Origin of the sequence: Pseudomonas kairouanensis (genome assembly GCF_004682055.1) — a bacterium.
GTDB classification, from domain to species: domain Bacteria; phylum Pseudomonadota; class Gammaproteobacteria; order Pseudomonadales; family Pseudomonadaceae; genus Aquipseudomonas; species Aquipseudomonas kairouanensis.
Window position 1 is genome coordinate 1 of sequence record NZ_QUZU01000027.1, and the last position, 24,901, is coordinate 24,901.

The 24,901-nt window shown below is 59.3% G+C and carries 22 protein-coding genes; 4 read left to right on the forward strand and 18 right to left on the reverse strand.

Annotated elements, in window-relative coordinates:
• Positions 1 to 89 precede the first annotated feature (89 nt).
• Positions 90 to 1,055, reverse strand: coding sequence for a GlxA family transcriptional regulator (locus tag DYL59_RS19790; protein ID WP_135290674.1), 966 nt, complete (start codon positions 1,053 to 1,055; stop codon positions 90 to 92).
• A gap of 264 nt (positions 1,056 to 1,319) precedes the next feature.
• On the opposite strand from DYL59_RS19790, the gene DYL59_RS19795 reads away from it, so the two are divergent.
• Entirely contained in the window at positions 1,320 to 1,961 is a 642-nt protein-coding gene (locus DYL59_RS19795) for an HD domain-containing protein (RefSeq protein ID WP_135290675.1), read from the forward strand.
• A 136-nt stretch (positions 1,962 to 2,097) separates the two neighbouring features.
• On the opposite strand, the gene DYL59_RS19800 is transcribed toward DYL59_RS19795, so the two are convergent.
• The 7 genes from DYL59_RS19800 to DYL59_RS19830 form a co-directional block, all read right to left on the reverse strand.
• Positions 2,098 to 2,982 carry an ABC transporter permease subunit gene (locus DYL59_RS19800; RefSeq protein ID WP_135290676.1) on the reverse strand — a complete coding sequence of 295 codons (885 nt, stop codon included), beginning with the start codon at positions 2,980 to 2,982 and terminating at the stop codon, positions 2,098 to 2,100.
• Complete coding sequence (locus DYL59_RS19805) at positions 2,979 to 3,899, reverse strand: ABC transporter permease subunit (protein WP_135290677.1); 921 nt, start codon at positions 3,897 to 3,899, stop codon at positions 2,979 to 2,981. The genes DYL59_RS19800 and DYL59_RS19805 overlap by 4 nt, the downstream gene beginning before the upstream one ends.
• Positions 3,896 to 5,038 (reverse strand): ABC transporter ATP-binding protein, encoded by a 1,143-nt coding sequence (locus DYL59_RS19810; protein WP_105697208.1) that lies wholly within the window; start codon positions 5,036 to 5,038, stop codon positions 3,896 to 3,898. Before DYL59_RS19810 ends, DYL59_RS19805 begins: the two co-directional genes overlap by 4 nt.
• 69 nt (positions 5,039 to 5,107) lie before the next feature.
• Positions 5,108 to 6,202 carry a polyamine ABC transporter substrate-binding protein gene (locus tag DYL59_RS19815; protein WP_135290678.1) on the reverse strand — a complete coding sequence of 365 codons (1,095 nt, stop codon included), beginning with the start codon at positions 6,200 to 6,202 and terminating at the stop codon, positions 5,108 to 5,110.
• A 244-nt stretch (positions 6,203 to 6,446) separates the two neighbouring features.
• Entirely contained in the window at positions 6,447 to 7,541 is a 1,095-nt protein-coding gene (locus DYL59_RS19820; protein WP_122488825.1) for a polyamine ABC transporter substrate-binding protein, read from the reverse strand.
• Between the two features lie 193 nt (positions 7,542 to 7,734).
• Positions 7,735 to 9,099 carry an aspartate aminotransferase family protein gene (locus DYL59_RS19825; RefSeq protein WP_135290679.1) on the reverse strand — a complete coding sequence of 455 codons (1,365 nt, stop codon included), beginning with the start codon at positions 9,097 to 9,099 and terminating at the stop codon, positions 7,735 to 7,737.
• A 58-nt stretch (positions 9,100 to 9,157) separates the two neighbouring features.
• A complete protein-coding gene (locus DYL59_RS19830) occupies positions 9,158 to 10,516 on the reverse strand; it encodes a glutamine synthetase family protein (RefSeq protein WP_135290680.1) in 1,359 nt (452 codons plus the stop codon).
• A gap of 597 nt (positions 10,517 to 11,113) precedes the next feature.
• Between DYL59_RS19830 and DYL59_RS19840 the strand changes: the two genes are divergently transcribed.
• Positions 11,114 to 12,490 carry a glutamine synthetase family protein gene (locus DYL59_RS19840; RefSeq protein ID WP_135290682.1) on the forward strand — a complete coding sequence of 459 codons (1,377 nt, stop codon included), beginning with the start codon at positions 11,114 to 11,116 and terminating at the stop codon, positions 12,488 to 12,490.
• A 231-nt stretch (positions 12,491 to 12,721) separates the two neighbouring features.
• Positions 12,722 to 13,348 (forward strand): TetR/AcrR family transcriptional regulator, encoded by a 627-nt coding sequence (locus DYL59_RS19850; RefSeq protein WP_135290684.1) that lies wholly within the window; start codon positions 12,722 to 12,724, stop codon positions 13,346 to 13,348.
• Positions 13,349 to 13,478: 130 nt separating this feature from the next.
• On the opposite strand, the gene DYL59_RS19855 is transcribed toward DYL59_RS19850, so the two are convergent.
• From DYL59_RS19855 to DYL59_RS19890, 8 genes are all read right to left on the reverse strand, one after another.
• Positions 13,479 to 13,694 carry a TOBE domain-containing protein gene (locus tag DYL59_RS19855; RefSeq protein WP_003213899.1) on the reverse strand — a complete coding sequence of 72 codons (216 nt, stop codon included), beginning with the start codon at positions 13,692 to 13,694 and terminating at the stop codon, positions 13,479 to 13,481.
• Between the two features lie 28 nt (positions 13,695 to 13,722).
• Positions 13,723 to 14,529, reverse strand: coding sequence for an aliphatic sulfonates ABC transporter ATP-binding protein (ssuB, locus tag DYL59_RS19860; protein ID WP_135290685.1), 807 nt, complete (start codon positions 14,527 to 14,529; stop codon positions 13,723 to 13,725).
• Positions 14,526 to 15,314, reverse strand: coding sequence for an aliphatic sulfonate ABC transporter permease SsuC (gene ssuC / locus DYL59_RS19865; protein WP_038850711.1), 789 nt, complete (start codon positions 15,312 to 15,314; stop codon positions 14,526 to 14,528). The genes ssuB and ssuC overlap by 4 nt, the downstream gene beginning before the upstream one ends.
• Positions 15,315 to 15,322: 8 nt before the next feature.
• Positions 15,323 to 16,471, reverse strand: coding sequence for an FMNH2-dependent alkanesulfonate monooxygenase (gene ssuD / locus DYL59_RS19870; RefSeq protein ID WP_135290686.1), 1,149 nt, complete (start codon positions 16,469 to 16,471; stop codon positions 15,323 to 15,325).
• A 26-nt stretch (positions 16,472 to 16,497) separates the two neighbouring features.
• A complete protein-coding gene (locus tag DYL59_RS19875; RefSeq protein WP_135290687.1) occupies positions 16,498 to 17,466 on the reverse strand; it encodes a sulfonate ABC transporter substrate-binding protein in 969 nt (322 codons plus the stop codon).
• A gap of 95 nt (positions 17,467 to 17,561) precedes the next feature.
• Positions 17,562 to 18,155 carry an NADPH-dependent FMN reductase gene (gene ssuE / locus DYL59_RS19880; protein ID WP_135290688.1) on the reverse strand — a complete coding sequence of 198 codons (594 nt, stop codon included), beginning with the start codon at positions 18,153 to 18,155 and terminating at the stop codon, positions 17,562 to 17,564.
• Between the two features lie 324 nt (positions 18,156 to 18,479).
• On the reverse strand, positions 18,480 to 19,118 hold the full coding sequence (locus DYL59_RS19885) for a peroxiredoxin (RefSeq protein ID WP_135290689.1): 639 nt from the start codon (positions 19,116 to 19,118) through the stop codon (positions 18,480 to 18,482).
• Positions 19,119 to 19,409: 291 nt separating this feature from the next.
• Positions 19,410 to 20,780: an OprD family porin gene (locus tag DYL59_RS19890; protein WP_135290690.1), complete on the reverse strand. Its 1,371-nt coding sequence runs from the start codon at positions 20,778 to 20,780 to the stop codon at positions 19,410 to 19,412.
• A 370-nt stretch (positions 20,781 to 21,150) separates the two neighbouring features.
• Here DYL59_RS19890 and tauA point away from each other — a divergent pair, with 370 nt between their 5' ends.
• Positions 21,151 to 22,137, forward strand: a complete 987-nt coding sequence (tauA, locus tag DYL59_RS19895; RefSeq protein ID WP_135290691.1) for a taurine ABC transporter substrate-binding protein — start codon at positions 21,151 to 21,153, stop codon at positions 22,135 to 22,137.
• Between the two features lie 130 nt (positions 22,138 to 22,267).
• Here tauA and argA read toward each other — a convergent pair whose 3' ends face one another.
• On the reverse strand, positions 22,268 to 23,569 hold the full coding sequence (argA, locus tag DYL59_RS19900) for an amino-acid N-acetyltransferase (protein WP_135290692.1): 1,302 nt from the start codon (positions 23,567 to 23,569) through the stop codon (positions 22,268 to 22,270).
• Between the two features lie 135 nt (positions 23,570 to 23,704).
• Complete coding sequence (gene argE, locus DYL59_RS19905; protein ID WP_135290693.1) at positions 23,705 to 24,853, reverse strand: acetylornithine deacetylase; 1,149 nt, start codon at positions 24,851 to 24,853, stop codon at positions 23,705 to 23,707.
• Between the last annotated feature and the right edge of the window lie 48 nt (positions 24,854 to 24,901).

The window sequence follows — 24,901 nt, forward strand, 5'->3', positions numbered from 1 at the left end:
CGCGAATGCGGTGGATCAGTCGATATATTCAGTGACTGACCCACCGCTTTCGCGAGCAAGCCCGCTCCCACATTTGATTGGGGGTGCTGCTATATCGGGGCTGCGAAGTTGAGTCGAAACTGCTGCGGCGTCACCCCAAGCCTGCGGTTGAACACACTGCGCATGTGCTGCGCATCGCGAAAACCGCACTGATAAGCCACGGTCTTGAGCGGTGCATGGCTGCTTTCAAGCATCACCCGCGCCGCGTCCACCCGCGCGCGCTCGACAAACTCCGCCGGGGTGATCCGTGCCTCACGGGCAAACACCCGCGAGAAGTTGCGCGCACTCATATTGGCCGCCTTGGCCAGGTCGACAATGCCCAGGTCTCCCGTCAGGTTCGCCAACACGTACAACTGCACCAGCGCCACCGCCGAGGTGGTTTCGGCGTGGGGCGTAAGAAACGGGCTGAACTGAGACTGCCCGCCCGAACGCTGGGTGAACACCACCAGGCGCTTGGCCACGCTCAACGCCACTTCCGGGCCGTGATCCTGGGCCAGCAGGTACAGCGACAGGTCGATGCCCGCCGTGACCCCGGCCGAGGTGTAGAGGTTGCCGTCCTGTACGTAGAGGCGGTCGGCCTCGACCTGGGCCGTGGGGCACAGGTGCGCCAGGTCGGCGGCATCGTTCCAGTGGGTGGTGACGGTTTTACCGTCCAGCAATCCAGCGCGGGCGAGCATGAAGGCGCCGTTGCAGATCGAGCCGAAGCGCTGGGCTCTTTGGGTTGCGCCGCGCAGCCAGTCATTGAAGGACGCGCCGAAGTCCTCGAAGGGCAACTGCGGGCCACCGGCGACCAAGAGCAGGTCGTAGGCTTGCAAGGCTTCGCTGTAATGCCGGTGAGCTTGCAATGACAGGCCGTTGGAGGCGGCCATGTTGCCCTGCACCAGACCCAGCACTTCAAGTTGGTAGTGGTCTTCAGGCGCCAGAAACCGATTGGCCTCGCAGAACACATCCAGGGGGCCGGTGACATCCAGCGACTGGACACCGGGGAAGATCAGGATGGCGACGGTTTTGCTCATGAACAGGCACACCTTCTCTAACTGGATAAACACAAACCCCTGTGGGAGCGGCGGTGCGACGATTCGACTTGCTCGCGAATGCGGTGGATCAGTCAATGGATGCATTAACTGACAGACCGCATTCGCGAGCAAGCCCGCTCCCACATTTGATCGAGTACACCGTTGGCGCGATGTACAACCACATTGGCCGAGATCGCTCCCCCGCCGCGATAGCCCACGCACTGGCACGCGGCCAGACTGGGATCTTTCCAGAGGAGCACCACCATGACCACCACCATCGCCGGTATCCCGATCCCCGACAGCGCCCTGGCCAGGGCCACCACCGAGTACATCCGCGACGTCGAATCCGACCTGCTCTACCACCACTCGCGCCGCGTGTTTCTGTTCGGCGCGTTGAGCGGTGAGCGCAAGCAACTGGCCTACAACCCGGAACTGCTCTACGTGGGCGCAATGTTCCACGACCTGGGCCTGGTGGAAGGCCATCGCAGTGACAACGACCGTTTCGAAGTGGACGGCGCCAACGCAGCCGCCGCCTTTCTCAAGCCTTACGGGCTGAGCGATGACGATATCGAACAGGTGTGGCTGTCCATCGCCCTGCACACCACGCCAGGCGTGCCGCAGCATCTGCGTCCCACCGTGGCCTTGGTGACGGCGGGTGTAGAAATGGATGTACTGGGCATGGACTACGCGGCGTTTTCCAGCGTGCAGCGCGAAGCGGTGGTGCATGCGCATCCACGGGGTGAAGGGTTCAAGGAGTGCATCATCTGTGCGTTTGCCGACGGCTTGCGCCACCGTCCGCAGACCACGTTTGGCAACGTGAAGACCGATGTGCTGGTGGATCAGGAGCCAGGGTTCAGGCCGATGAATTTTGTGGAGGTGATTCGTACATCACCGTGGGTTGCATAATCGTTGCCTTGAAATGCAATCAAATGTGGGAGCGAGCTTGCTCGCGAATGCGGTGGATCAGTCGGCAAACCTGGTGACTGACACTCCGTATTCGCGAGCAAGCCCGCTCCCACATTTTTTAACCGCGCTGCATCAGTTAGACCGGTGCAGGCGCCCGGCGCTTATCCGGCTGTTGCCAACCATCCGCCGCCGCTTCTTCAATGGCTTGCTGAATCGCCTTCTTGCGCTTCTCTTCAGCACGACGGCTGAAGAACCACACCAGGAAAGTCACCAACGACACCGCCAACAGGATCAGGCTGGCCACGGCGTTGATCTCGGGTTTAACCCCAAGGCGCACCGCCGAGAACACTTCCATTGGCAACGTCGTCGAACCCGGCCCCGACACAAAGCTGGCCAGTACCAGGTCATCGAGGGACAGCGCAAACGACATCATGCCGCCCGCGGCCAACGATGGCGCAATCATTGGGATGGTGATCAGGAAGAACACCTTCCACGGCCGCGCGCCCAAATCCATCGCCGCTTCTTCAATCGACAGATCCAACTCGCGCAAACGCGCCGACACCACCACCGCCACATAGGCCGCACAGAAGGTGGTATGGGCGATCCAGATGGTGACAATGCCCCGCTCCTGGGGCCAGCCGATCATCTGGGCCATGGCCACAAACAGCAGCAACAGCGACAGGCCGGTGATCACTTCGGGCATCACCAACGGCGCGGTCACCAGGCCACCGAACAGCGTGCGGCCCTTGAACTGGCTGATGCGCGTCAACACGAATGCCGCCAAGGTGCCCAGCGCTACCGCCGCCACCGCCGTGTAGCAGGCGATTTCCAGCGAGCGCGCTACCGAGCCCATCAACTGGGTGTTGTCCAGCAGGCCCACGTACCACTTGATCGACCAACCGCCCCACACCGTCACCAGTTTGGATTCGTTGAACGAGTAGATCACCAGGATCAGCATCGGCAGGTAGATGAACAACAGCCCCGCCACCAGCATGAAGCTTGAGAAACTGACGCGCTTCATATCTTGCCCTCCATCTCTTTGGCTTGGCTGCGGTTGAACAGGATGATCGGCACGATCAGGATCGCCAGCATCACCACCGCCAGGGCAGACGCCACCGGCCAGTCACGGTTGTTGAAGAATTCTTGCCACAACACTTTACCGATCATCAGGGTTTCCGGGCCGCCCAGCAGTTCCGGGATCACGAACTCGCCTACCACCGGGATAAACACCAGCATGCAGCCGGCGATGATGCCGTTCTTGGACAGCGGCACGGTGATTTTCCAGAAGCTGTTGAAGGTACTCGAACCCAGGTCGGAGGCGGCCTCCAGCAAGCTCTGATCGTGCTTAACCAGGTTGGCGTACAGCGGCAGGATCATGAACGGCAGGTACGAATAGACCACGCCGATATACACCGCAATGTTGGTGTTGAGGATCTGCAGCGGCTCGTTGATCAACCCCATGGACATCAGGAAGCCGTTGAGCAACCCGTTGTTGCTGAGGATGCCCATCCACGCATACACGCGGATCAGGATCGCGGTCCAGGTCGGCATCATGATCAGCAGCACCAGCACGGTTTGCATCTCTTTGCGCGCGGTGGCAATGGCGTAGGCCATCGGGTAGCCGATCAGCAGGCACAGCAGCGTGCTGAAGAACGCCATTTTCAGCGAGCCCAGGTAGGCGGAGATGTACAGCTCGTCCCCCGCCAGCAGCTGATAGTTGGCCAGGTTCAGCACCAGTTGCAGCTTCTGCTCAACGTAGGTGTAGATCTCGGTATACGGCGGGATCGCCACGTCGGCTTCGGCGAAGCTGATTTTGAGGACGATGAAAAACGGCAGGGCGAAGAACAGGAACAGCCACAGGAAGGGAATCCCGATCACCACCTGCTTGCCGCTGGGAACAAGGCGGTTCAAGCGCCGCTTGAGCTTTTTTGTGTTCATGAGCGCAGTACCACGCCGCTGTCGTCTTCCCACCACACGTACACCTGGTCACCCCAGGTTGGGCGCTGGCCACGGCGTTCGGCGTTGGCGACGAAGGACTGCACCAGCTTGCCGCTGGGCAGCTCCACGTAGAACACCGAGTGGCCACCCAGGTAGGCGATGTCGTGCACCTTGCCGCTGGACCAGTTGTGCTCGCAGGTCGGCATTTCGGAGGTGACCAGCAGTTTTTCCGGGCGAATGGCGTAGGTCACCGACTTGTCTTCCACCGAAGTGGCAATGCCGTAACCCACGTAGATGTCGCGGTCCAGGTCCGGGCACTTGAGCACTGCGTGGCCTTCGGCGTCGTCCACCACCTGGGTTTCGAAGATGTTGACGTTGCCGATGAACTCGCACACCAGGCGGCTGGTAGGGGTTTCGTAGATGTCGATCGGGCTGCCGATCTGGGCGATCCAGCCCAGGTGCATGATCGCGATGCGCTCGGCCATGGTCATGGCCTCTTCCTGATCGTGGGTCACCATCACACAGGTCACACCCACGCGTTCGATGATCTCCACCAGCTCCAGCTGCATCTGCGAGCGCAGTTTCTTGTCCAGCGCCCCCATGGGCTCATCGAGCAGCAGCAGTTTCGGGCGCTTGGCCAGGGAACGGGCCAGGGCCACACGCTGACGCTGGCCACCGGACAATTGGTGCGGCTTGCGCTTGGCGTACTGGCTCATCTGTACCAGCTTGAGCATCTCGGCCACGCGGGCATCGACTTCGGCCTTGGGGATCTTGTCCTGCTGCAGGCCAAAGGCGATGTTCTGCGCCACGGTCATGTGGGGGAACAAGGCGTAGGACTGGAACATCATGTTGATCGGCCGCTCATAGGGCGGCATATCGGTGATGTCCACGCCGTCCAGGTAGATGCGGCCTTCGGTTGGGCGCTCAAACCCTGCGAGCATGCGCAGCAAAGTGGATTTGCCCGAACCCGAACCGCCGAGCAAGGCGAAGATCTCGCCTTTCTTGATTTCCAGGGACACATCGTCCACGGCAATCGTCTCGTCGAACTTCTTCGTGACCCGGTCGATTTTGACCAGCACCTTCTTCGGTGTCTGGTCCCCTTCGAGGGCTTTCTTATAGGCGCCGGAGGCAACTGCCATTTACGAAACTCCCAACAAAATAAACAGTGCAGTTCGCCCGAGGCGGGCGAACCCAGGATAGGTTGAGCCTTACTTGCCCGTCTTGACCTTGGTCCAGCTACGGGTCATCAAACGCTGCACTTTCGGGGGTAGCTCGAAGTTGACAAATGTCCGGTCGAGAACCGCCTGCGGTGGGTAAACCGCTTCGTCGGTGCGTATCGATTGCTCCATCAGTTTGTCCGCCCCAGGGTTAGGGTTGGCGTAGCCGACGTAATCACTGACCTGGGCGATCACCTCAGGTTGCAGCAAATAGTTGATAAAGGCGTGGGCTTCCTTGACGTTGGCGGCATCCTTGGGGATCGCCAGTACGTCAAACCAGAGGTTGCCGCCTTCTTTGGGAATTGCGTAGGCGATGTTCACGCCCTTGCCGGCCTCGGCCGCACGAGCCTTGGCCTGGAACACATCGCCGGAGAACCCGGCAGCCACGCAGATATTGCCGTTGGCCAGGTCCGAGATGTATTTGGAGGAATGGAAGTAGGTCACGTAGGGCCGCACTTTGAGCAGCTTGGCTTCGGCCTTCTTGTAGTCTTCGGGGTTCTCGCTATTGGGGTTCAGGCCCATGTAGTTGAGTACCGCCGGCAGCATTTCATCCGCCGAGTCCATGAACGACACGCCACAGGTGGCCAGTTTCTTCATGTTCTCAGGCTCGAACAGCACGGCCCAGGAGTCGATATGGTCCACGCCCAGCACTTGCTTCACTTTGTCGACGTTGTAGCCGATGCCGTTGGTGCCCCACAGGTAAGGCACGGCGTACTGGTTGCCCGGATCGTTCTTTTCCAGGCGCTTGAGCAACGCCGGGTCGAGGTTGGCGTAGTGGGTCAGCAACGACTTGTCGAGTTTCTGGAACGCCCCGGCCTTGATCTGCTTGCCCAGGAAGTGGTTGGACGGCACCACCACGTCGTAGCCGGTACGTCCGGCCAGCAACTTGCCTTCCAGGGTTTCGTTGGAATCAAACACGTCATACACCGGCTTGATGCCAGTGGTCTTTTCGAAATCGGCCAGGGTGTTGGTGCCGATGTAGTCCGACCAGTTATAAATATGCACCGTTGGTGCGGCCTGCACGCTCAACGTCAGCGTGATACCTGCACCCACCAGCATGGCTTTGCGAAATAAAGAAATTGGCAAGTGGAGGTCCTCTTAAATAGTTGGGCCTGAAAGTTGTTGCCCGGCAACAAAACCGGCGCGCAACTTACCCTCGATAAACCGATCCGGCAAAACTTTCTGTCATTTAATTATTTGTAGGAGCGAGCTTGGGTGGGAGGGGGCTTGCTCCCGATAGCGGAGTGTCAGTCACTGAATCTGTTGCTGATACACCGCCATCGGGAGCAAGCCCCCTCCCACACAAGCTCGCTCCTACAGGTCTAAAGCCTTACTTGCCCGATTTGATCTTGGTCCAGCTGCGTGTCATTTCACGTTGAGTAGCGGCTGGCAGGTCGGCAATCGCGTAGAGCTTGGCTTGCACGTCCGCTGGCGGGTAGATGCCTGGGTCGCTGGTGATGTCTTTGTCCACCAACGCAGTGGCTTTCTCGTTACCGTTCGGGAAGTGCACGCTGTTGGTGATGGCGGCCATGACTTCCGGCTTGAGCAGGTAGTTCATGAACGTGTAGGCGGCGTCGACGTTTTCGGCATCTTTAGGGATGGCGACCATGTCGAAGAAGCTGCCAGCGCCTTCTTTAGGAATGTCGTACGCAACTTTGACCTTGCCGCCTGCTTCAGCTGCGCGGGATTTGGCCTGCTCGATATCACCCGAGTAACCCACGGCCACGCAGATGTTGCCGTTGGCGAGGTCCGAGATGTACTTGGACGAGTGGAAGTAGCCGATCGAAGGACGGATTTTCAGGAACAGGTCTTCGGCCTGTTTCAGGTCGGCCTTCTTCTGGCTGTCGGTCGGCAGGCCCAGGTAATGCAGCGCCACCGGCAACATTTCGGTTGGCGAATCGAGGAAGCTCACACCGCAGCTTTTGAGCTTGGCGATGTTTTCAGGCTTGAGCAGCACGTCCCACGAATCGATCTTGTCCACGCCCAGCGCAGCCTTGACCTTCTCCGGGTTGTAGCCGATGCCGATGGAGCCCCACATGTACGGGAAAGCGTGCTTGTTGTCCGGGTCGCTGACCGACACGGCTTTGAGCAGGGATTTGTTCAGGTTGTCGTAGTTGGACAGCTTGGACTTGTCCAGCTCCTGGTAGACACCGGCCTTGATCTGCTTGGCGAGGAAGTTGTTCGACGGCACGACGATGTCATAACCGGACTTGCCTGCCAGCAACTTGGCTTCCAGGGTTTCGTTGCTGTCGAATACGTCGTACACCACTTTGATGCCCGACTCTTTTTCAAAGTTGGCGATGGTGTCCGGTGCGATGTAGTCGGACCAGTTATAAACGTGCAGTACTTTGTCGTCTGCCTGGGCCGCGCCCGCCATTGCGCCCATCAGGGACAAGGCGAGGAGGGTCTTGCCAGCGTTCTTCAAACCTAATGCCTTCATTTGGTGATGCTCCAATTTTTCTTTTTTGGGCCACGTTCTTACTGCGTTCTGCGGCCTGTCTAAAGGGCAACAAAACAGGGCGACAGTCTGGCAAGTTACGAGGCCGGCTTTCAACCAAAGCCTCACTAATAACTGCTCAAGACGCAGCGCCCGAAAGCCTGCGTCATGAGCCTAGCACTTAGCCCTGCAATGCCGCCAAAGTCAGGTCCAGGCACTGGCGAGCCTTGGCCACCAGCTCGTCGATCTCAGCCTTGCTGATCACCAGCGGCGGCGAAATGATCATGGTGTCGCCCACGGCGCGCATGATCAGGCCATTCTCGAAGCAGAAGGTTCGGCAGATCATGCCCGCGCCCTTGCCCTCGTAACGCTTGCGCGTGGCCTTGTCCTGCACCAGCTCAATCGCCCCCAGCATGCCCACGCCGCGAACTTCACCCACCAGCGGGTGATCAGCCAGTTCCCTCAGACGTTTCTGCAAATACGGTGCCGTTTCGTCGTGCACGCGCTTAACGATTTGTTCATCGCGCATGATGCGGATGTTTTCCAGGGCCACTGCTGCGGCCACCGGGTGGCCGGAGTAAGTGAAACCGTGGTTGAAATCACCGCCTTCGTTGAGCACGGCCACTACGTCATCGCGCACGATCAGGCCGCCCATGGGGATGTAGCCCGAAGTCAGGCCCTTGGCGATGGTCATCATGTGGGGCTTGAGGTCGTAGAAATCGCTACCGAACCACTCACCAGTACGACCGAAACCACAGATCACTTCGTCGGCGATAAACAGGATGTCGTACTTGGCGAGGATTTCCTTCACCCGCGGCCAGTAGGTGGCCGGCGGCACGATCACGCCCCCCGCGCCCTGGATCGGCTCGGCAATAAAGGCACCGACGGTGTCCACGCCCAGTTCCAGGATCTTCTCTTCCAATTGGTTGGCGGCCCACACGCCGAATTCTTCGGGGCTCATGTCGCCGCCTTCGCCAAACCAGTACGGCTGGGCGATGTGGGTGATGCCTGGGATCGGCAAGTCGCCTTGCTCGTGCATATAGGTCATGCCGCCCAGGCTGGCACCGGCCACGGTGGAGCCGTGGTAGCCATTCTTGCGGCTGATGATGGTTTTCTTGTTTGGCTGGCCCTTGATCGCCCAGTAGTGGCGGACCATGCGCAACATGGTGTCGTTGCCTTCGGAGCCGGAACCAGTGAAGAACACGTGGTTCATGCCGGCAGGCGCGATGTCGGAAAGGGCCTTGGCCAGTTCCAGCACCGGCGGGTGAGCGGTCTGGAAGAACAGGTTGTAGTACGGCAGTTCTTTCATCTGCTTGGCGGCGGCGTCAGCCAGTTCATCGCGACCGTAACCGATCGCCACGCACCACAGGCCGGCCATGCCGTCGAGGATCTTGTTGCCTTCGCTGTCCCACAGGTAAACGCCGTGGGCTTTGGTGATGATGCGCGGGCCTTTCTCTTTCAATTGCTTGAAGTCGCTGAACGGCGCCAGGTGGTGATCACTGCTCAAGGCTTGCCATTCACGGGTTTGCGGGTTGTTGCTGGACATACCGATCTCCTAGACTTTTCAGTGAAGGGCGCGCCATTTGCCAGGCGCGCCCGGCGCATCAGACGGCAAAGAGCAGGAATTCCCGCTCCCACGAACTGATCACGCGCTTGAAGTTTTCATGCTCGGCCCGCTTGACCGCGACGTAGCCTGTGATGAATTTCTGACCCAGGTATTTCTCGATGGTCTTGCTGTTTTCCATGCGCTCCAGGGCGTCCTCGATGGTCAACGGCAGGCGCAGGTTGCGTCGCTCGTAACCACGCCCCACCACCGGCGCGCTCGGGTTATGGCCTTCGACCATGCCGATAAAGCCGCACAGCAGGCTGGCGGCAATCGCCAGGTACGGGTTGGCGTCGGCGCCCGGCAGGCGGTTTTCCACGCGGCGGTTCTGCGGGCCGGCATCCGGTACGCGCAGGCCGACGGTGCGGTTTTCTTCACCCCATTCCACGTTCACCGGCGCCGAGGTGTCGGGCAGGAAGCGGCGGAACGAGTTCACGTTGGGCGCAAACAGCGGCAGCAATTCCGGGATGAATTTCTGCAGGCCGCCAATGTGGTTGAGGAACAGCTGGCTCATGGTCCCGTCTTCGTTGGAGAAGACGTTCTTGCCGGTGGCGATGTCGATGATGCTCTGGTGCAGGTGCATCGCACTGCCGGGCTCGCCGGTCATGGGCTTGGCCATGAAGGTGGCAGCCACGTCATGCTTGAGCGCGGCTTCACGCATGGTGCGCTTGAACACCAGGATCTGGTCGGCCAGGGACAGGGCATCACCATGACGGAAGTTGATTTCCATCTGCGCGGTGCCGTCCTCGTGGATCAGGGTGTCGAGGTCCAGTTCCTGCAGTTCGCACCAGTCGTAGACGTCTTCGAACAGCGGGTCGAATTCGTTGGCTGCTTCTATAGAGAAAGACTGGCGACCGGTCTCCGGGCGACCGGAACGACCGATTGGCGGTTGCAGCGGGAAGTCCGGGTCTTCGCAGCGTTTGGTCAGGTAGAACTCCATCTCCGGCGCCACGATGGGCTGCCAGCCTTTGTCGGCGTAGAGCTTGAGGACTTTTTTGAGCACGTTGCGCGGCGACAGCTCGATGGGGTTGCCTTGCTTGTCGTAGGTGTCGTGGATCACCTGGGCGGTGGGCTCGATGGCCCAGGGCACCAGGAATACCGCGTTCTGGTCGGGGCGGCAGATCATGTCGATATCGGCCGGGTCGAGCAATTCGTAATAGATGTCGTCTTCGACATAGTCGCCGGTCACGGTCTGCAGCAGAACGCTCTCGGGCAGGCGCATGCCTTTTTCGGCGATGAACTTGTTGGTCGGCGAGATCTTGCCACGGGTGATACCGGTGAGGTCGCCAATCATGCATTCGACTTCTGTGATCTTGTGGTCTTTCAACCAATCGGTGAGCTGGTCGAGGTTGTTACTCATAAATGCCTCTGGGCTGGGTTTCCTGGCATCCATTAAAGGCCAGGCGTTGGTTGACGCAGCATCCGCGTCGTTGGTTCATTCAGGGTAGGAGCTTACCTGCCATTTGCTGCAACGTTGCATTCCTCACGCCAAAGTTGTGCGCAATCTTGAGCAACACACTGGGCGAGCGCGGTTGAGCGGTAGATGAGGAGGCAAAAAAGAGGTCGGCCCAAGCGTCAAGAATATTGGCCGGGGCGCGGGCGATGCCGCAGGAGGAATGTACGGATGACACAGCCCGGCGCAAGCGGGCCAAGACGCCGTTGGGCGGCAGGTGACACATGAAGCACCCCGGTATTATTGCTGTTATGGGTTTGAATCGAGCTTAGCCTTGTTCATTTTTTTACACAACACCCCCGTAAAAAATACAACACGGCCCGCTCAAGCCTGCGAGTCCTACTCACTTCAAACCCAAAAAACCGCCCCAAAAAGCCCCGAAAATGCCTTTGCGGCGCTTTTTTAGGGCAAAAAAGCCCTCGCTTGACTTCGGCATGCCGTTCGGGTTGACTGAAACCAGAAAAGATCAATGATTGATATTTTTAACAACAAAGGTGTTGCATCATGTCGGTACCCCCGCGTGCCGTTCAGCTTAACGAAGCGAACGCGTTCCTTAAGGATCATCCTGAGGTTCTGTACGTAGACCTTCTAATTGCGGATATGAATGGTGTGGTGCGCGGCAAGCGCATCGAACGTACCAGCCTCCACAAGGTTTACGAGAAGGGCATTAACCTGCCTGCCTCTTTATTTGCCCTGGATATCAACGGCTCGACGGTGGAAAGCACCGGCCTGGGCCTGGACATCGGTGATGCTGACCGAATCTGTTATCCAATCCCCGACACCCTGTGCAACGAGCCCTGGCAAAAGCGCCCCACCGCGCAACTGCTGATGACCATGCACGAACTTGAAGGTGAACCTTTCTTCGCCGATCCGCGCGAAGTGCTCCGCCAAGTTGTAAGCAAATTTGACGACCTTGGCCTGACCATCTGCGCCGCCTTCGAACTTGAGTTCTACCTGATCGACCAGGAGAACGTGAACGGCCGCCCACAACCGCCCCGCTCGCCGATTTCCGGTAAACGCCCGCACTCGACACAGGTCTACCTGATCGACGACCTCGACGAATACGTCGACTGCCTCCAGGACATCCTGGAAGGTGCCAAGGAGCAAGGCATTCCGGCCGACGCCATCGTCAAGGAAAGTGCCCCGGCGCAGTTCGAAGTGAACCTGCACCACGTCGCCGACCCGATCAAGGCTTGCGACTACGCCGTACTGCTCAAGCGCCTGATCAAGAACATCGCCTACGACCATGAGATGGACACCACCTTCATGGCCAAGCCTTACCCAGGCCAGGCAGGTAACGGGCTGCACGTACACATCTCCATTCTGGACAAGGACGGCAAGAACATCTTTGCCAGCGAGGATCCCGAGCAGAACGCCGCATTGCGCCACGCAATCGGCGGTGTGCTGGAGACCCTGCCCGCCCAGATGGCGTTCCTGTGCCCCAACGTCAACTCCTACCGTCGTTTCGGCGCACAGTTCTACGTGCCGAACTCGCCGTGCTGGGGCCTGGATAACCGCACCGTGGCGATCCGCGTACCCACCGGCTCTGCCGATTCAGTACGTATCGAACACCGTGTCGCCGGCGCCGACGCCAACCCGTACCTGCTGATGGCTTCGGTGTTGGCGGGCGTGCACCACGGCCTGACCAACAAGATCGAGCCCAACGCACCGGTGGAAGGCAACAGCTACGAGCAAAACGAACAGAGCCTGCCGAACAACCTGCGCGATGCCCTGCGCGAGTTGGACGACAGCGAGGTGATGGCCAAGTACATCGATCCTAAATACATCGATATCTTCGTCGCCTGTAAGGAAAGTGAGCTGGAGGAGTTTGAACACTCCATCTCTGACCTTGAGTACAACTGGTATCTGCATACCGTCTAACGGGCGGCTGCATTGGAAAAACGCCACAGGCCTCTGGTCTGGGGCGTTTTTTTATGGGTTTCTTCTGGGAGACCGAGGTGGCCTCTTCGCGAGCAAGCCCGCTCCCACATTTAAATGCATTCCAAAGCGGGTACTCGGTCAAATGTGGGAGCGGGCTTGCTCGCGAAGGCGGCCTGGCTGACAACACAGATACCTGCTCATACAATGCCCCCAGCCTTGTAGGAGACTTCCATGACCACCCGCCCCGCCCCTCGCAAACCCCGCGCCCGCAGCCAGGCCCGGATCGATGCGATCCTCGACGCCGCCCGCACCCTGCTGGCCGCCGAAGGCGTGGCCGGTTTGTCGATCTACAGCGTGGCCGAGCGGGCGCAGATTCCACCGTCATCGGTGTATCACTTTTTCGCCAGTGTGCCGGCGCTGCTAGAGGCGCTGACCGCCGACGTGCACGCGGCTTTCCGCGCGGCCATCCAGGCACCCATCGAGCATGATTCACTCAAGCATTGGCGTGACCTGTCCTCTATCGTCGAACAGCGCATGCTGACCGTCTACGACCAGGACGCCGCCGCCCGCCAGTTGATCCTGGCGCAGCATGGGCTTACGGAAGTGACCCAGGCGGACCGTCAGCATGATCTGGAATTGGGCGACTTGATGCTGGCCGTGTTCAACCGCCACTTTGAAGTGCCGACACTGCCGGAGGATGTGGATGTGTTTGCCTTGGCACTGGAGTTGAGCGACCGCGTGTACGCGCGCTCGGTGCATCAGCATGGGTTGATCACGCCGCGGATGGCCGAGGAAGGCATGCGGGTGTTTGATGCGTATGTGGGGCTGTACTTGCCGGTTTATCTGCCTAAGCGTTGAGTTTTGTGGTGGCTGGAAGGGCCTCTTCGCGAGCAAGCCCGCTCCCACATTTGAATGCATTCCAACGTTGGAACTCGGCCAAATGTGGGAGCGGGCTTGCTCGCGAAGGCGGCCTCAAGACCGCCGCAAATCACAACTTGGCGATCGACACCTCGGTGGATTTAACGAAGGCAATCACTTCACTGCCAATCACCAATTCCAGCTCTTTGACCGAGCGCGTGGTGATCACGGAAGTCACGATGCCGGACGCCGTCTGCACGTCGATTTCCGACAGTACATCGCCTTCGACGATTTCCTTGATGGTGCCTTTGAACTGGTTACGCACGTTGATGGCTTTAATAGTCATGTTGTTCTTCCTGTGTGGGACAAGTGAGTTATTGAGCCCAACGCAATTGCGTAGGCAGCGGTGAAACAGGTTCGGGCTCCGGCGGGGTGCCGGGCAACGACAGCACACGGTTGAGCACTTCGGCTTCCAGCGCGGCCAGTCGGTGCGAGCCACGGGCCCGTGGGCGTGGCAGGTCAACGATCAGGTCCAGGCCGATTTCGCCGTCCTCGATCAAAATCACCCGGTCGGCAATGGCCACGGCTTCGCTGACATCGTGGGTCACCAGCAACACAGTGAACCCGTGCTTGCGCCAGAGGTTTTCGATCAGTTGCTGCATCTCGATGCGGGTCAGGGCATCCAGGGCCCCCAACGGCTCATCGAGCAACAGCAGCCGCGGTTGGTGGATCAGCGCACGGGCCAGGGCCACGCGTTGCTTCTGGCCACCGGACAACGCCGCCGGCCACTCATTGGCGCGCTCGGCCAGGCCAACCGCCTCCAAGGCTTCCAAGGCTTTGGGGCGCCAGTTGCCTTTAAGGCCCAGGCCCACGTTGTCGATGATCTTTTTCCACGGCAGCAGGCGCGCTTCCTGGAACATCAAGCGGGTGTCTTCAATCGCTTCGCTCAGCGGGGCGGAACCGGCCAGCAGCTCGCCGCTACTGGCTTTATCCAAACCAGCCAACAGCCGCAGCAGCGTACTTTTACCGCAACCACTGCGGCCGACCACGGCCACGAACTGCCCGGCCGGAATGTGCAGGTCGATGTCCTTGAGTACTTCGCGCGCACCAAAGGCCTTGCGCAACTTGCGTACCGCCAGGGGAATACCCTTGAGCAGGCGCGGGGGTTGTAAAGCTGTCATGCCGCACCTCCTTTGTTCACTTGATAAGCCGGGTGCCAGCGCAGCCACACACGCTCCAGGCCACGGGCGGCCAGGTCGGCGAGCTTGCCGAGGATGGCGTACATGACGATGGCCAGTACCACCACGTCGGTTTGCAGGAATTCACGGGCGTTCATCGCCAGGTAACCGATACCCGAACTGGCCGAGATGGTTTCCGCCACGATCAGCGTCAGCCACATAAAGCCCAGGGCAAAGCGCACGCCCACCAGGATCGACGGCAGCGCGCCGGGCAGGATCACCTGGCGGAACAGGCTGAAACCCGACAAGCCGTAGCTGCGCGACATTTCCACCAGCGCCGGGTCGACGTTGCGGATACCGTGGTAGGTATTCAGGTAGATCGGGAACAGCGTGCCGAGGGCGACCAGGAAAATCTTCGCCGTCTCGTCAATGCCGAACCACAGGATCACCAGCGGAATCAGCGCCAGGTGCGGCACGTTGCGGATCATCTGTACCGAGCTGTCCAGCAGGCGCTCGCCCCACTTGGACAAACCGGTGATAAAACCCAGGGCCAGACCGATGCTGCCACCGATCACAAAGCCCAAGCCGGCACGCCAGCCGCTGATCGCCAGGTGAGTCCAGATTTCGCCGCTGGCCACCAGGTTGACGCCGGCTTCAATCACAGCGCTGGGCGCAGGCAGAATGCGCGTCGACAACCAACCTGCCGACACCGACAACTGCCACACCGCCAGCAATAGAATCGGCAGCACCCAAGGCGCCACCCGATGGCTCAATTTTTCATAGTTCATGGGCTGCCTCAGCTTGCCGACGCAGCTTTGGGAAGGATGTCGTTGGCGACCATCTCGCCGAACGGGCTCACATACCCGGCGCCTTTAGGCAGCTCGGGACGCTCGATATCCAGATGGGGGAACAACAATTCGGCAACCCGGTACGACTCTTCCAGGTGGGGATAACCCGAGAAGATAAAGGTGTCGATGCCCAGCGCCGCGTATTCATTCACGCGTGCCGCCACGGTCGGGCCATCGCCCACCAACGCGGTGCCCGCACCACCCCGTACCAGGCCAACGCCGGCCCACAGGTTGGGGCTGACTTCGAGGTTGTCGCGACTGCCGCCGTGCAAGGCGGCCATGCGTTGCTGGCCCACCGAGTCAAAGCGCGACAGCGAAGCCTGGGCGCGGGCGATGGTGTCATCGTCCACATGGGAAATCAGCTTGTCGGCGGCCTGCCAGGCTTCGGCATTGGTTTCGCGCACAATCACATGCAGGCGGATGCCGAAGCGCACCGTACGCCCCAGCTTGGCGGCCTTGGCCCGCACCTGGGCGATTTTTTCGGCGACGGCCGCTGGCGGCTCGCCCCAGGTCAGCACCATTTCCACTTGCTCGGCAGCCAGGTCCTGGGCTGCTTCGGAAGAACCACCGAAGTACAACGGCGGACGCGGTTGCTGGATCGGCGGGTAGAGCAACTTGGCACCTTTGACGCTGATGTGCTCGCCGTCGTAGTCCACGGTTTCGCCTTCCAGCACACGACGCCAGATGCGGGTGAACTCCACCGACGCCTGGTAACGCTCCTCGTGGCTCAGGAACAACCCATCGCCCGCCAACTCTTCTGGATCACCGCCGGTTACCAGGTTGAACAGCGCACGGCCGCCGGACAGACGGTCCAGGGTCGCAGCCTGACGCGCCGCCACCGTCGGGGAAATGATCCCGGGGCGCAGGGCGACAAGAAATTTCAAACGCTGGGTCACCGGGATCAGCGACGCCGCCACCAACCACGAGTCTTCGCAGGAGCGGCCGGTGGGGATCAATACCCCGCCAAAGCCCAAGCGGTCAGCGGCCTGGGCCACTTGCTGCAAATAACCGTGATCAACGGCGCGAGCGCCTTCGGCGGTGCCAAGGTAATGGCCGTCGCCGTGGGTAGGCAGAAACCAGAAAATATTGAGGCTCATGGAGTTGTCTCCTTCAAGAAGTCGGATTAAGGCGCTTTGGCTACGGCGGCGGGTGGGGTCCAGATCACGTCCTTGATGTTCAAAGGCTTGGGGATCAATTTGAGTTGGTAGAAGCTGTCGGCGATTTTCTGTTGGGCGGCCACCACTTCCGGGGTCAGGAACAGCGCACCGTAGCCTTGGCGTTTCACCGAGGTCAGGGTGATGTCAGCCGGCAGGCCCAGCAGTGGCGCGACTTGTTCGGTGACTTCCTGCGGGTTGGCCTTGGACCATTCGCCCACGGCGCGCACTTCTTCGATCAGCGCCTTGACCACTTCAGGGTGCTTCTCGGCATACGGCTTGGTGGCCAGGTAGAACTGGTGGTTGTCAGCGATGCCAGTACCGTCACGCAGGGTGCGGGCTTGCAGTTGTTTTTCGGCGGCGGCCTGGTACGGGTCCCAGATCACCCAGGCGTCCACGCTGCCACGTTCAAACGCAGCGCGGGCATCGGCGGGCGGCAGGAAGACGGTTTGCACGTCGGTGTATTTAAGGCCTGCATCTTCCAGCGCACGTACCAGCAGGTAGTGCACGTTGGAGCCCTTGTTGAGCACGACTTTCTTGCCCTTGAGCTCGGCTACGGATTTGATCGTCGAATCTTTCGGCACCAGGATCGCTTCGCTGGTCGGCGCTGGCGGCTCGTAGGCCACGTAGAGCAGGTCGGCACCGGCGGCCTGGGCGAACACCGGTGGGGTTTCGCCGGTGACGCCAAAGTCGATGGAGCCCACGTTCAGGCCTTCCAGCAGTTGCGGGCCGCCGGGGAACTCGGTCCACTGCACCTTCACGTCTTGGGCAGCCAGGCGCTTCTCCAGCGTGCCCTTGGCCTTGAGCAGCACCAGGGTGCCGTACTTCTGATAACCGATCCGCAGGGTCTCGGCCGCTTGAGCTTGAACAATGGCGCCGAAGGACACAGCCGCAGCAAACAGTGCGACCAGACCACGACGCAAGATGACAGTGCGCATGGCGCTCTCTCCAAATAGTGCGATAAGGGGGTTGGCTGCACCTGCTTGGCCGTTGGCGGCTGAGTAAGGTGAGTACTTCTATGTTTCGGTGAGGCTTAAATGCTCCAGCGAGCACTCAACAAACGTTCGTTCAACACATTTGGGTCCAGCGGTTTCGGGCGACGGGCCATGGCGCCATAGAGCGTTTCCAGGGCCTCATGCAAACGGTGTTCGAGTACCGGCACCAACTGCGCCTGGGCACTGCCTTCGCCGTAAGCGATCTGGCTGTCTTCGGCAAAGATGCCGTGGAGCAATTCCTGGGCCTTGAGGGCCGACAACACCGGCTTCAAGGCGTAATCCACCGCCAGCATGTGGGCGATGCTGCCGCCGGTGGCCATGGGCAACACGATCTTGTGGGCCAGGGCGCGCTCGGGCAAAAGGTCGAGCACGGTTTTCAACGCACCCGAGAACGATGCCTTGTACACCGGCGTGGCAATCACCAAACCATCGGCATTGGCCACTTGCTGCAGCAGGTCAATGACCTTGGGGCTGTCGAAGCGGGCATGCAGCAAATCTTCAGCCGGGAAGTCCCGTATCTGGTAACTCACCACTTCCACACCTTTGTCTTGCAACCACTGACGGGTTTTTTCCAGCAACACCCCGGAGCGGGAACGCTGGCTGGGACTGCCTCCAAGTGTTACGACCAACATGCAGGAATTCCTTGAGCTAGTGCCGGCGGTTCGCTGTGTGGCGATGGCGCCAAGATGGAACAGACCATATCAGCAGATTTATATATCTTTAAATCTTATTTTTTCATGTGTTTATTCTTTAAATGCATATACGACTTATGAATCGCCAGGCGAAAAAAAAGGCCGTTAAAACGGCCTGAAAACCCCTGCATTGTGAATACACATCGTCAACCCTGTAGGAGCGAGCTTGCTCGCAAAAAACGTCAACGATAACGTGAGCTTTCCGGTCTAACGCGGCGCTCTCAGGTTCTTCGCGAGCAAGCTCGCTCCTACAGGGGTTTTGCGTTAGCGGTTAGGTTGTGGGGTCAGGCGCAGGTACGGCTTCACGGCGCGATAGCCCTTGGGAAAGCGTTTCTTGATCTCTTCCTCATCCTTGAGCGACGGCACGATCACCACTTCATCACCGTCCTGCCAGTTGGCGGGGGTGGCGACCTTGTGGTTGTCGGTGAGCTGCAATGAGTCGATGACCCGCAGGATTTCATTGAAGTTGCGTCCGGTGCTGGCTGGATACGTGATGGTCAGGCGAATCTTCTTGTTCGGGTCGATCACGAACAAGGAGCGCACGGTGAGGGTGTCACTGGCGTTCGGGTGGATCAGGTCGTAGAGGTCCGACACTTTACGGTCGGCATCGGCCAGGATCGGGAAATTGACGATGGTGTTCTGGGTTTCGTTGATGTCTTCAATCCACTTGTGGTGCGAGTCCACCGGGTCCACCGACAGGGCGATGGCCTTGACGCCGCGCTTGGCGAACTCGTCCTTGAGCTTGGCGGTAAAACCCAGCTCGGTGGTGCATACCGGAGTGAAATCGGCCGGATGGGAAAACAACACACCCCAGCTATCGCCCAGCCATTCGTGGAAACGAATCTTGCCGGCGCTGGAATCCTGTTCGAAGTCGGGGGCGATATCGCCCAGTCTTAGGCTCATGGTGTGGCTCCTGGTGAGTGCTTATGGAGCCTACTGTGCATGGATTGGGGATTATTTAAAAAGAATAAATATCGATTTATCTAGACGATAAAAGAATATTAAAAATGTGTTCATTGGACGCCGCAACGGGCGAGGAGCACCATCGCTTTCAAGGTTCGAGAAGGCCTTGAGACGCTGTAAAAAGAGGGGTTCAGGAAGGGCTTGCGGGGGTTTAGCCCGACTTGAAAGCAAAACACCTTGCCCGGCATGGCGCCGGGCAAGGTTTTACAGGCTTACAACAGCTTCACGCTACTAGAACAGTGGCAGCGAGTAGCTGACGATCAGGCGGTTTTCGTCCTGGGAACGGGTGTTCGCCAGGTCGGTGCGCCACATTGCGTTCTTCCAGGCTACGCCGAGGTTTTTCAGCGGGCCTTCTGGAATTACGTAGGCAATGGAGATATCGCGTTCCCACTCGGACTGGCCGGTGATTTCGGTACGTGCAGGGCTGGCACCCACGGTGTCGATATGATCACCCTTCAGATAGACGACACCAGCCGTCAGGCCAGGTACGCCAACTTTAGCGAAGTCGTAAGCGTAGCGAGCTTGCCAGGTACGCTCGCCAGCACGGGCGAACTTCTGGATTTGCATGTCGGTAGTGATGTAAGCCGACGAACCGTCACCCTGGTTCAACCAAGGGAAGTCGCTGCTGCCATTACTGACTTGGTAACCACCACCAAAGGTGTGACCAGCAACGGTGTACAGGAACAGGCCGCTGTACAGGTTGTTATCAACCTTGCCCTTGCCAGTGGTGTAACCGTTGTAGTTACCGCTTGTGTAGTAGGCCGGAGTGTTGCCGTTTTTACCGTCGTCAGAGCTGTTGAAATAACGCAGATCAGACTTCAATACGCCCGGGCCGATCGACCAGTTGTGGGTCAGACCCAGGAAGTGCTGTTTGTAGAAGTCTTCCAGGTTGCCGTAGTAGTACTGGGCAGTCAGGTCTTTGGTGAGCTTGTAGTCGCCACCGGCGTAGTAGAACTTGTTGCTGAACACGCCTGTCTTGTAGTTAGAGCTGGCGTTGGCGCTGGCAATCGACAGGTTTTCGTTGTTGCTGGAGTTACGACCCTTGGCTTTTTCGATCTGGCCGGCAACCAGCGTCAAGTCCTTGATGTCGTTGGTGGTGATCTGACCACCTTGGAAGGTTTGTGGCAGCAGACGACCATCGTTAGTCACGATAACCGGCAGCTTAGGCTGCAGAGTGCCCAGCTTCAGTTCGGTTTGGGAGATCTTGACCTTGCCGGTCACGCCCAGGCTGGCGTAATCGTGGACAGCCTTGTTGCCGTCGCTTGGGAACACGGTGCCACCGGACGCAGTACCGTTGTAGTTACCGTGGTCAGCGCGGCTGGAATCCAGACGTACGCCGTACAAGCCAATAGCATCAACGCCGAACTGAACAGTGCCCTGGGTGTAGCCGGAAATGAAACGCAGGTCGAAACCTTGGCCCCATTCAGCATTCTTGCTCCGAGTGTTCGAGCTAGAGGTTGGCTGCTGATCACGGTTATCCGTGTTGATGTAGAAGTTACGCAGACCCAGTGTGGCCTTGCTGTCTTCGATGAAACCGGCAGCGCCTGCTTGTTGGGCGATTGCGCCCAAAGCAACAGCCAAAGCCAAGGTGGACTTATTCATGTACCGCTCCTCTCATTTCTAATTTTTGTATTTCTTTGGTCTCGGGTCTGACGCCCTCGATCCACAGATGCGCGATTAGCACCGGATAGTGACTGACAAGTCAATCGTAACCTTGTGTGTCTACTACCTTGGTCTAACAGCAGTTGATTTGGTCCCTGCAGGGTAATGAGTTTTTCATACACCCAAAAAGAATTATTTCATTCTTTTTCATACGATTCGGGAATAAGCCTTTTTACGACAAGGACCGATCAGGGTAGACGACCGAACCCATAAGCTAATTCCTAAAGGGTATTTGTTAGCGCTTTTTTAGATCGATTAGTGTGGCCGGACAGTTGCATACGTCACTCACGATCAAAAAGGCGACGCCATCATGGCCAAACGCATATCCTCCCGTCAATTTGTTACAGTTTTTGTGTCACTAATAGTTTCTTTTAGTGTCCAAGCCGCCGATTTGACCATCGGGTACCAAACCGGCATCGACCCGAGCAAGGTGCCCCAGGCCGACGGCCTCTATGAAAAGGCCATTGGCGAGAAGATTGCCTGGCGTCGCTTCAACAGTGGGCCGGAAGTCGTAACTGCCATCGCCTCGGGGGATGTGCAAATCGGCAACCTCGGCTCCAGCCCTCTTGCCGCAGCGGCTTCACGCAACCTGCCAATCGTGGCCTTTATCGTATCGGCGCAGATAAACAGTTCTGAAGCCCTGGTGGTGCGCAACGGCAGCGGCATCGATAAACCCGAAGACTTGGTGGGCAAAACCATTGCCACGCCGTTTGTCTCCACCTCTCATTACAGCCTGCTTGGCGCGTTGAAGCATTGGGGCCTGGACACCAAGAAAGTCAAAGTGGTGAACCTGCAACCGGCTGAAATTGCGGCAGCGTGGAAACGTGGCGATATCGACGGCGCCTTCGTGTGGTCACCGGCCTTGGGCGAGATCCGCAAGACTGGCAAAACCCTGACAGACGCGGCCCAGGTGGGTCAGTGGGGTGCCCCTACCTTTGAAGTGTGGGTCGCGCGTAAAGACTTTGCGGAAAAACACCCTGACGTAGTGGCCAAGTTTGCCAAGGTCACGCTGGACTCTTTTGCTGACTATGCCGCCCATAAAGACAGCTGGACGGTGGATTCCGCGCCAGTGCAGAAAATCGCCAAATTGACAGGTTCCAATGCGGCAGACATTCCGGAGCTATTGAGCGGCACCACGTTCCCGGATGCGCAGGCGCAGCAAACCGACGCGCTGCTTAAAGGCGGTACGGCGAAGGCGATTGGGGAGACGGCGAAGTTCTTGAAGGAACAGGGGAAGGTTGAGGCAGTGCTGCCGGACTATTCGGCGTTTGTGACCGATAAATTCATTCAAGACTAAACACAATCCAATGTGGGAGCGGGCTTGCTCGCGAAGGCGTCGTGTCAGTCAACACATGTAAGACTGATACACCGCCTTCGCGAGCAAGACCGCTCCCACATTTAAAGCTGCTGTATTTCTTGGACCCGGTTTACAGGGCCTTTTCGAAGATCTTCGAATTACGCTGGTAGTTGTACAGCGACGCCCGCGCCGACGGCAGGCGGTCCACGCTGCTCGGCACAAAACCGCGCTCACGGAACCAGTGGGCTGTGCGCGTGGTGAGAACGAACAACGTCTTCAAACCCTGTGCCCTGGCACGGGTTTCGATCCGTTCCAGCAGTTCATCACCACGCCCGCCGTGGCGGTACTCAGGGTTCACCGCCAGGCACGCCAACTCCCCCGCATCCGAATCGGCAATCTGATACAGCGCCGCACAGGCGATGATCATGCCTTCGCGCTCCACCACGCTGAACTGCTCGATCTCACGCTCCAGCACTTCCCGCGAACGGCGCACCAGGATGCCCTGCTCTTCCAACGGGCTGATCAAGTCCAGCAAGCCGCCCACGTCTTCAATCGCCGCTTCGCGCACCAGCTCGAATTGTTCCTGGGCCACCAGCGTACCGCCGCCGTCCCGGGTGAACAGTTCGGTCAGCAAGGCGCCGTCTTCGGCATAACTGACGATATGGCTGCGCCCTACTCCGCCACGGCAAGCCTCGGCGGCCGCGTCGAGCAACTCGGCCTGGTAGTTGCTTTTGCCCAGGCGTTGCAGGTGCGCCGGCACTTGTTGTGGGCGCAACTCGCGCACCAGGCGGCCGTGCTCATCGATCAGGCCCATGTCAGCGCCAAACAGCAACAACTTGTCGGCACCCAGGTCGATGGCGGCGCGGGTGGCGACGTCTTCGCAGGCCAGGTTGAAAATTTCACCGGTCGGCGAGTAGCCCAAAGGCGACAACAGCACGATGGAGCGCTCGTCCAGCAAGCGGTTGATGCCCTTGCGGTCGACCCGACGCACTTCGCCGGTGTGGTGGTAGTCCACACCTTCAAGCACGCCAATCGGCCGTGCAGTCACCAGGTTGCCGCTGGCCACCCGCAGGCGCGAGCCCTGCATGGGCGATGAGGCCATGTCCATGGACAAGCGCGCTTCGATGGCGATACGCAGATGGCCCACCGCATCGATCACACATTCAAGGGTCGCTGCATCGGTGATGCGTAAGCCTTCGTGATACGCCGGGATAAGGCCGCGCGCTTCAAGGCGCGCTTCGATCTGCGGGCGCGAACCGTGTACCAGTACCAAGCGCACGCCCAAGCTGTGGAGCAGCACCAGGTCGTGGACGATATTGCCGAAGTTGGGGTGCTCTACGCCGTCGCCGGGCAGCATGACCACGAAGGTGCAGTCCCGGTGAGCGTTGATATAGGGCGAAGCGTGACGAAGCCAATTGACGTATTCGGGCATAACACCTGGGCCTGTAATAAAAAGCAGCCTAAAAAGGATGAGTCGTGAAAACGCACAGCGGGCTGATGGTTATCGTCGGAACAGGCTTGGCGACACGCTCGCTCTCCTTCTATGTACGAACAGGCAGGGGTTAATTTATGCAGGTTTCAAGCAGTAATGTTCGATCAGTTCCCGCAATAGACGCACTGTAGGCGTCAAGCGTGACATTTCGAGGTACTCACCCGGCTGGTGGGCACAGGCGATATCGCCAGGGCCGAGCACCAGGGTTTCACAACCAAGGCGCTGAAGATAAGGCGCTTCGGTGCCGAACGCTACTGCTTCGGCACGATGGCCGGTCAATCGTTCCGCAACCCGGACCAACTCGGCGTCTTCCGGCTGCTCGAACGGCGGCACTTCGGGGAACAACGGCGCGTAGTCGATCTTGACCTGATGGCGCTCGGCCAAGGGCACCAGCTTCTGCCGGATGGCGTCGCGCAGCACCTGGGGGTCCATGCCCGGCAGGGGGCGCAGGTCGAACTCCAGGGAGCACTGGCCGCAGATACGGTTGGGGTTGTCGCCCCCATGAATACAGCCGAAGTTCATCGTAGGCTGCGGCACACTGAACTGCGGGTTGCGGTACTCGCGCTGCCAGGCCAGGCGCAGGCCACGCAGTTCGCCAATGGCATCGTGCATGGCTTCGAGGGCGCTGTGGCCCAGGCTTGGGTCCGACGAATGGCCGCTTTGGCCCAGGATATCGATGCGCTCCATCATCACGCCTTTGTGCAGGCGAATCGGCTTGAGGCCCGTGGGCTCGCCGATCACCGCCGCACGGCCCAGCGGGCGACCGGCCTCGGCCAGCGCACGGGCGCCGGACATGGAGCTTTCTTCATCGCAGGTGGCCAAAATCAGCAGCGGCTGCTTGAACGGCTGATCCAGCAGCGGCAGCACGGCCTCGATGGCCAGGGCGAAAAAGCCCTTCATGTCGCAACTACCCAGTCCTACCCAGCGGCCGTCAACTTCTGTCAACTTGAGCGGATCGGTCTTCCACAGCCCCGCGTCATAGGGGACGGTGTCGCTATGACCCGCCAGCACCAGCCCGCCAGGCCCACTGCCGAAAGTGGCAAGCAGGTTGAATTTGCCGGGGCTGACTTGCTGGATGTCGATGGCGAAACCTAAATCCCCCAACCAACTGGCAAGCAAATCGATGACCGGGCGGTTGGTCTGGTCGAGAGACGCTTGGGTGCAACTGACCGACGGCGCGGCAATCAGCGCGGCGAACTGCTCTTTCATGGACGGTAACGGCATGCGCGGTCTCTCAACTTCCCGGATGAGCCCCACTATAGAACCATCTGC

Coding starts and splice junctions, on each gene's coding strand:
- DYL59_RS19790 (WP_135290674.1), bottom strand. CDS start 1,055: ATGAGCAAAACCGTCGCCATCCTGATCTTCCCCGGTGTCCAGTCGCTG.
- DYL59_RS19795 (WP_135290675.1), top strand. CDS start 1,320: ATGACCACCACCATCGCCGGTATCCCGATCCCCGACAGCGCCCTGGCC.
- DYL59_RS19800 (WP_135290676.1), bottom strand. CDS start 2,982: ATGAAGCGCGTCAGTTTCTCAAGCTTCATGCTGGTGGCGGGGCTGTTG.
- DYL59_RS19805 (WP_135290677.1), bottom strand. CDS start 3,899: ATGAACACAAAAAAGCTCAAGCGGCGCTTGAACCGCCTTGTTCCCAGC.
- DYL59_RS19810 (WP_105697208.1), bottom strand. CDS start 5,038: ATGGCAGTTGCCTCCGGCGCCTATAAGAAAGCCCTCGAAGGGGACCAG.
- DYL59_RS19825 (WP_135290679.1), bottom strand. CDS start 9,099: ATGTCCAGCAACAACCCGCAAACCCGTGAATGGCAAGCCTTGAGCAGT.
- DYL59_RS19830 (WP_135290680.1), bottom strand. CDS start 10,516: ATGAGTAACAACCTCGACCAGCTCACCGATTGGTTGAAAGACCACAAG.
- DYL59_RS19840 (WP_135290682.1), top strand. CDS start 11,114: ATGTCGGTACCCCCGCGTGCCGTTCAGCTTAACGAAGCGAACGCGTTC.
- DYL59_RS19850 (WP_135290684.1), top strand. CDS start 12,722: ATGACCACCCGCCCCGCCCCTCGCAAACCCCGCGCCCGCAGCCAGGCC.
- DYL59_RS19855 (WP_003213899.1), bottom strand. CDS start 13,694: ATGACTATTAAAGCCATCAACGTGCGTAACCAGTTCAAAGGCACCATC.
- ssuB (WP_135290685.1), bottom strand. CDS start 14,529: ATGACAGCTTTACAACCCCCGCGCCTGCTCAAGGGTATTCCCCTGGCG.
- ssuC (WP_038850711.1), bottom strand. CDS start 15,314: ATGAACTATGAAAAATTGAGCCATCGGGTGGCGCCTTGGGTGCTGCCG.
- ssuD (WP_135290686.1), bottom strand. CDS start 16,471: ATGAGCCTCAATATTTTCTGGTTTCTGCCTACCCACGGCGACGGCCAT.
- DYL59_RS19875 (WP_135290687.1), bottom strand. CDS start 17,466: ATGCGCACTGTCATCTTGCGTCGTGGTCTGGTCGCACTGTTTGCTGCG.
- ssuE (WP_135290688.1), bottom strand. CDS start 18,155: ATGTTGGTCGTAACACTTGGAGGCAGTCCCAGCCAGCGTTCCCGCTCC.
- DYL59_RS19885 (WP_135290689.1), bottom strand. CDS start 19,118: ATGAGCCTAAGACTGGGCGATATCGCCCCCGACTTCGAACAGGATTCC.
- DYL59_RS19890 (WP_135290690.1), bottom strand. CDS start 20,780: ATGAATAAGTCCACCTTGGCTTTGGCTGTTGCTTTGGGCGCAATCGCC.
- tauA (WP_135290691.1), top strand. CDS start 21,151: ATGGCCAAACGCATATCCTCCCGTCAATTTGTTACAGTTTTTGTGTCA.
- argA (WP_135290692.1), bottom strand. CDS start 23,569: ATGCCCGAATACGTCAATTGGCTTCGTCACGCTTCGCCCTATATCAAC.
- argE (WP_135290693.1), bottom strand. CDS start 24,853: ATGCCGTTACCGTCCATGAAAGAGCAGTTCGCCGCGCTGATTGCCGCG.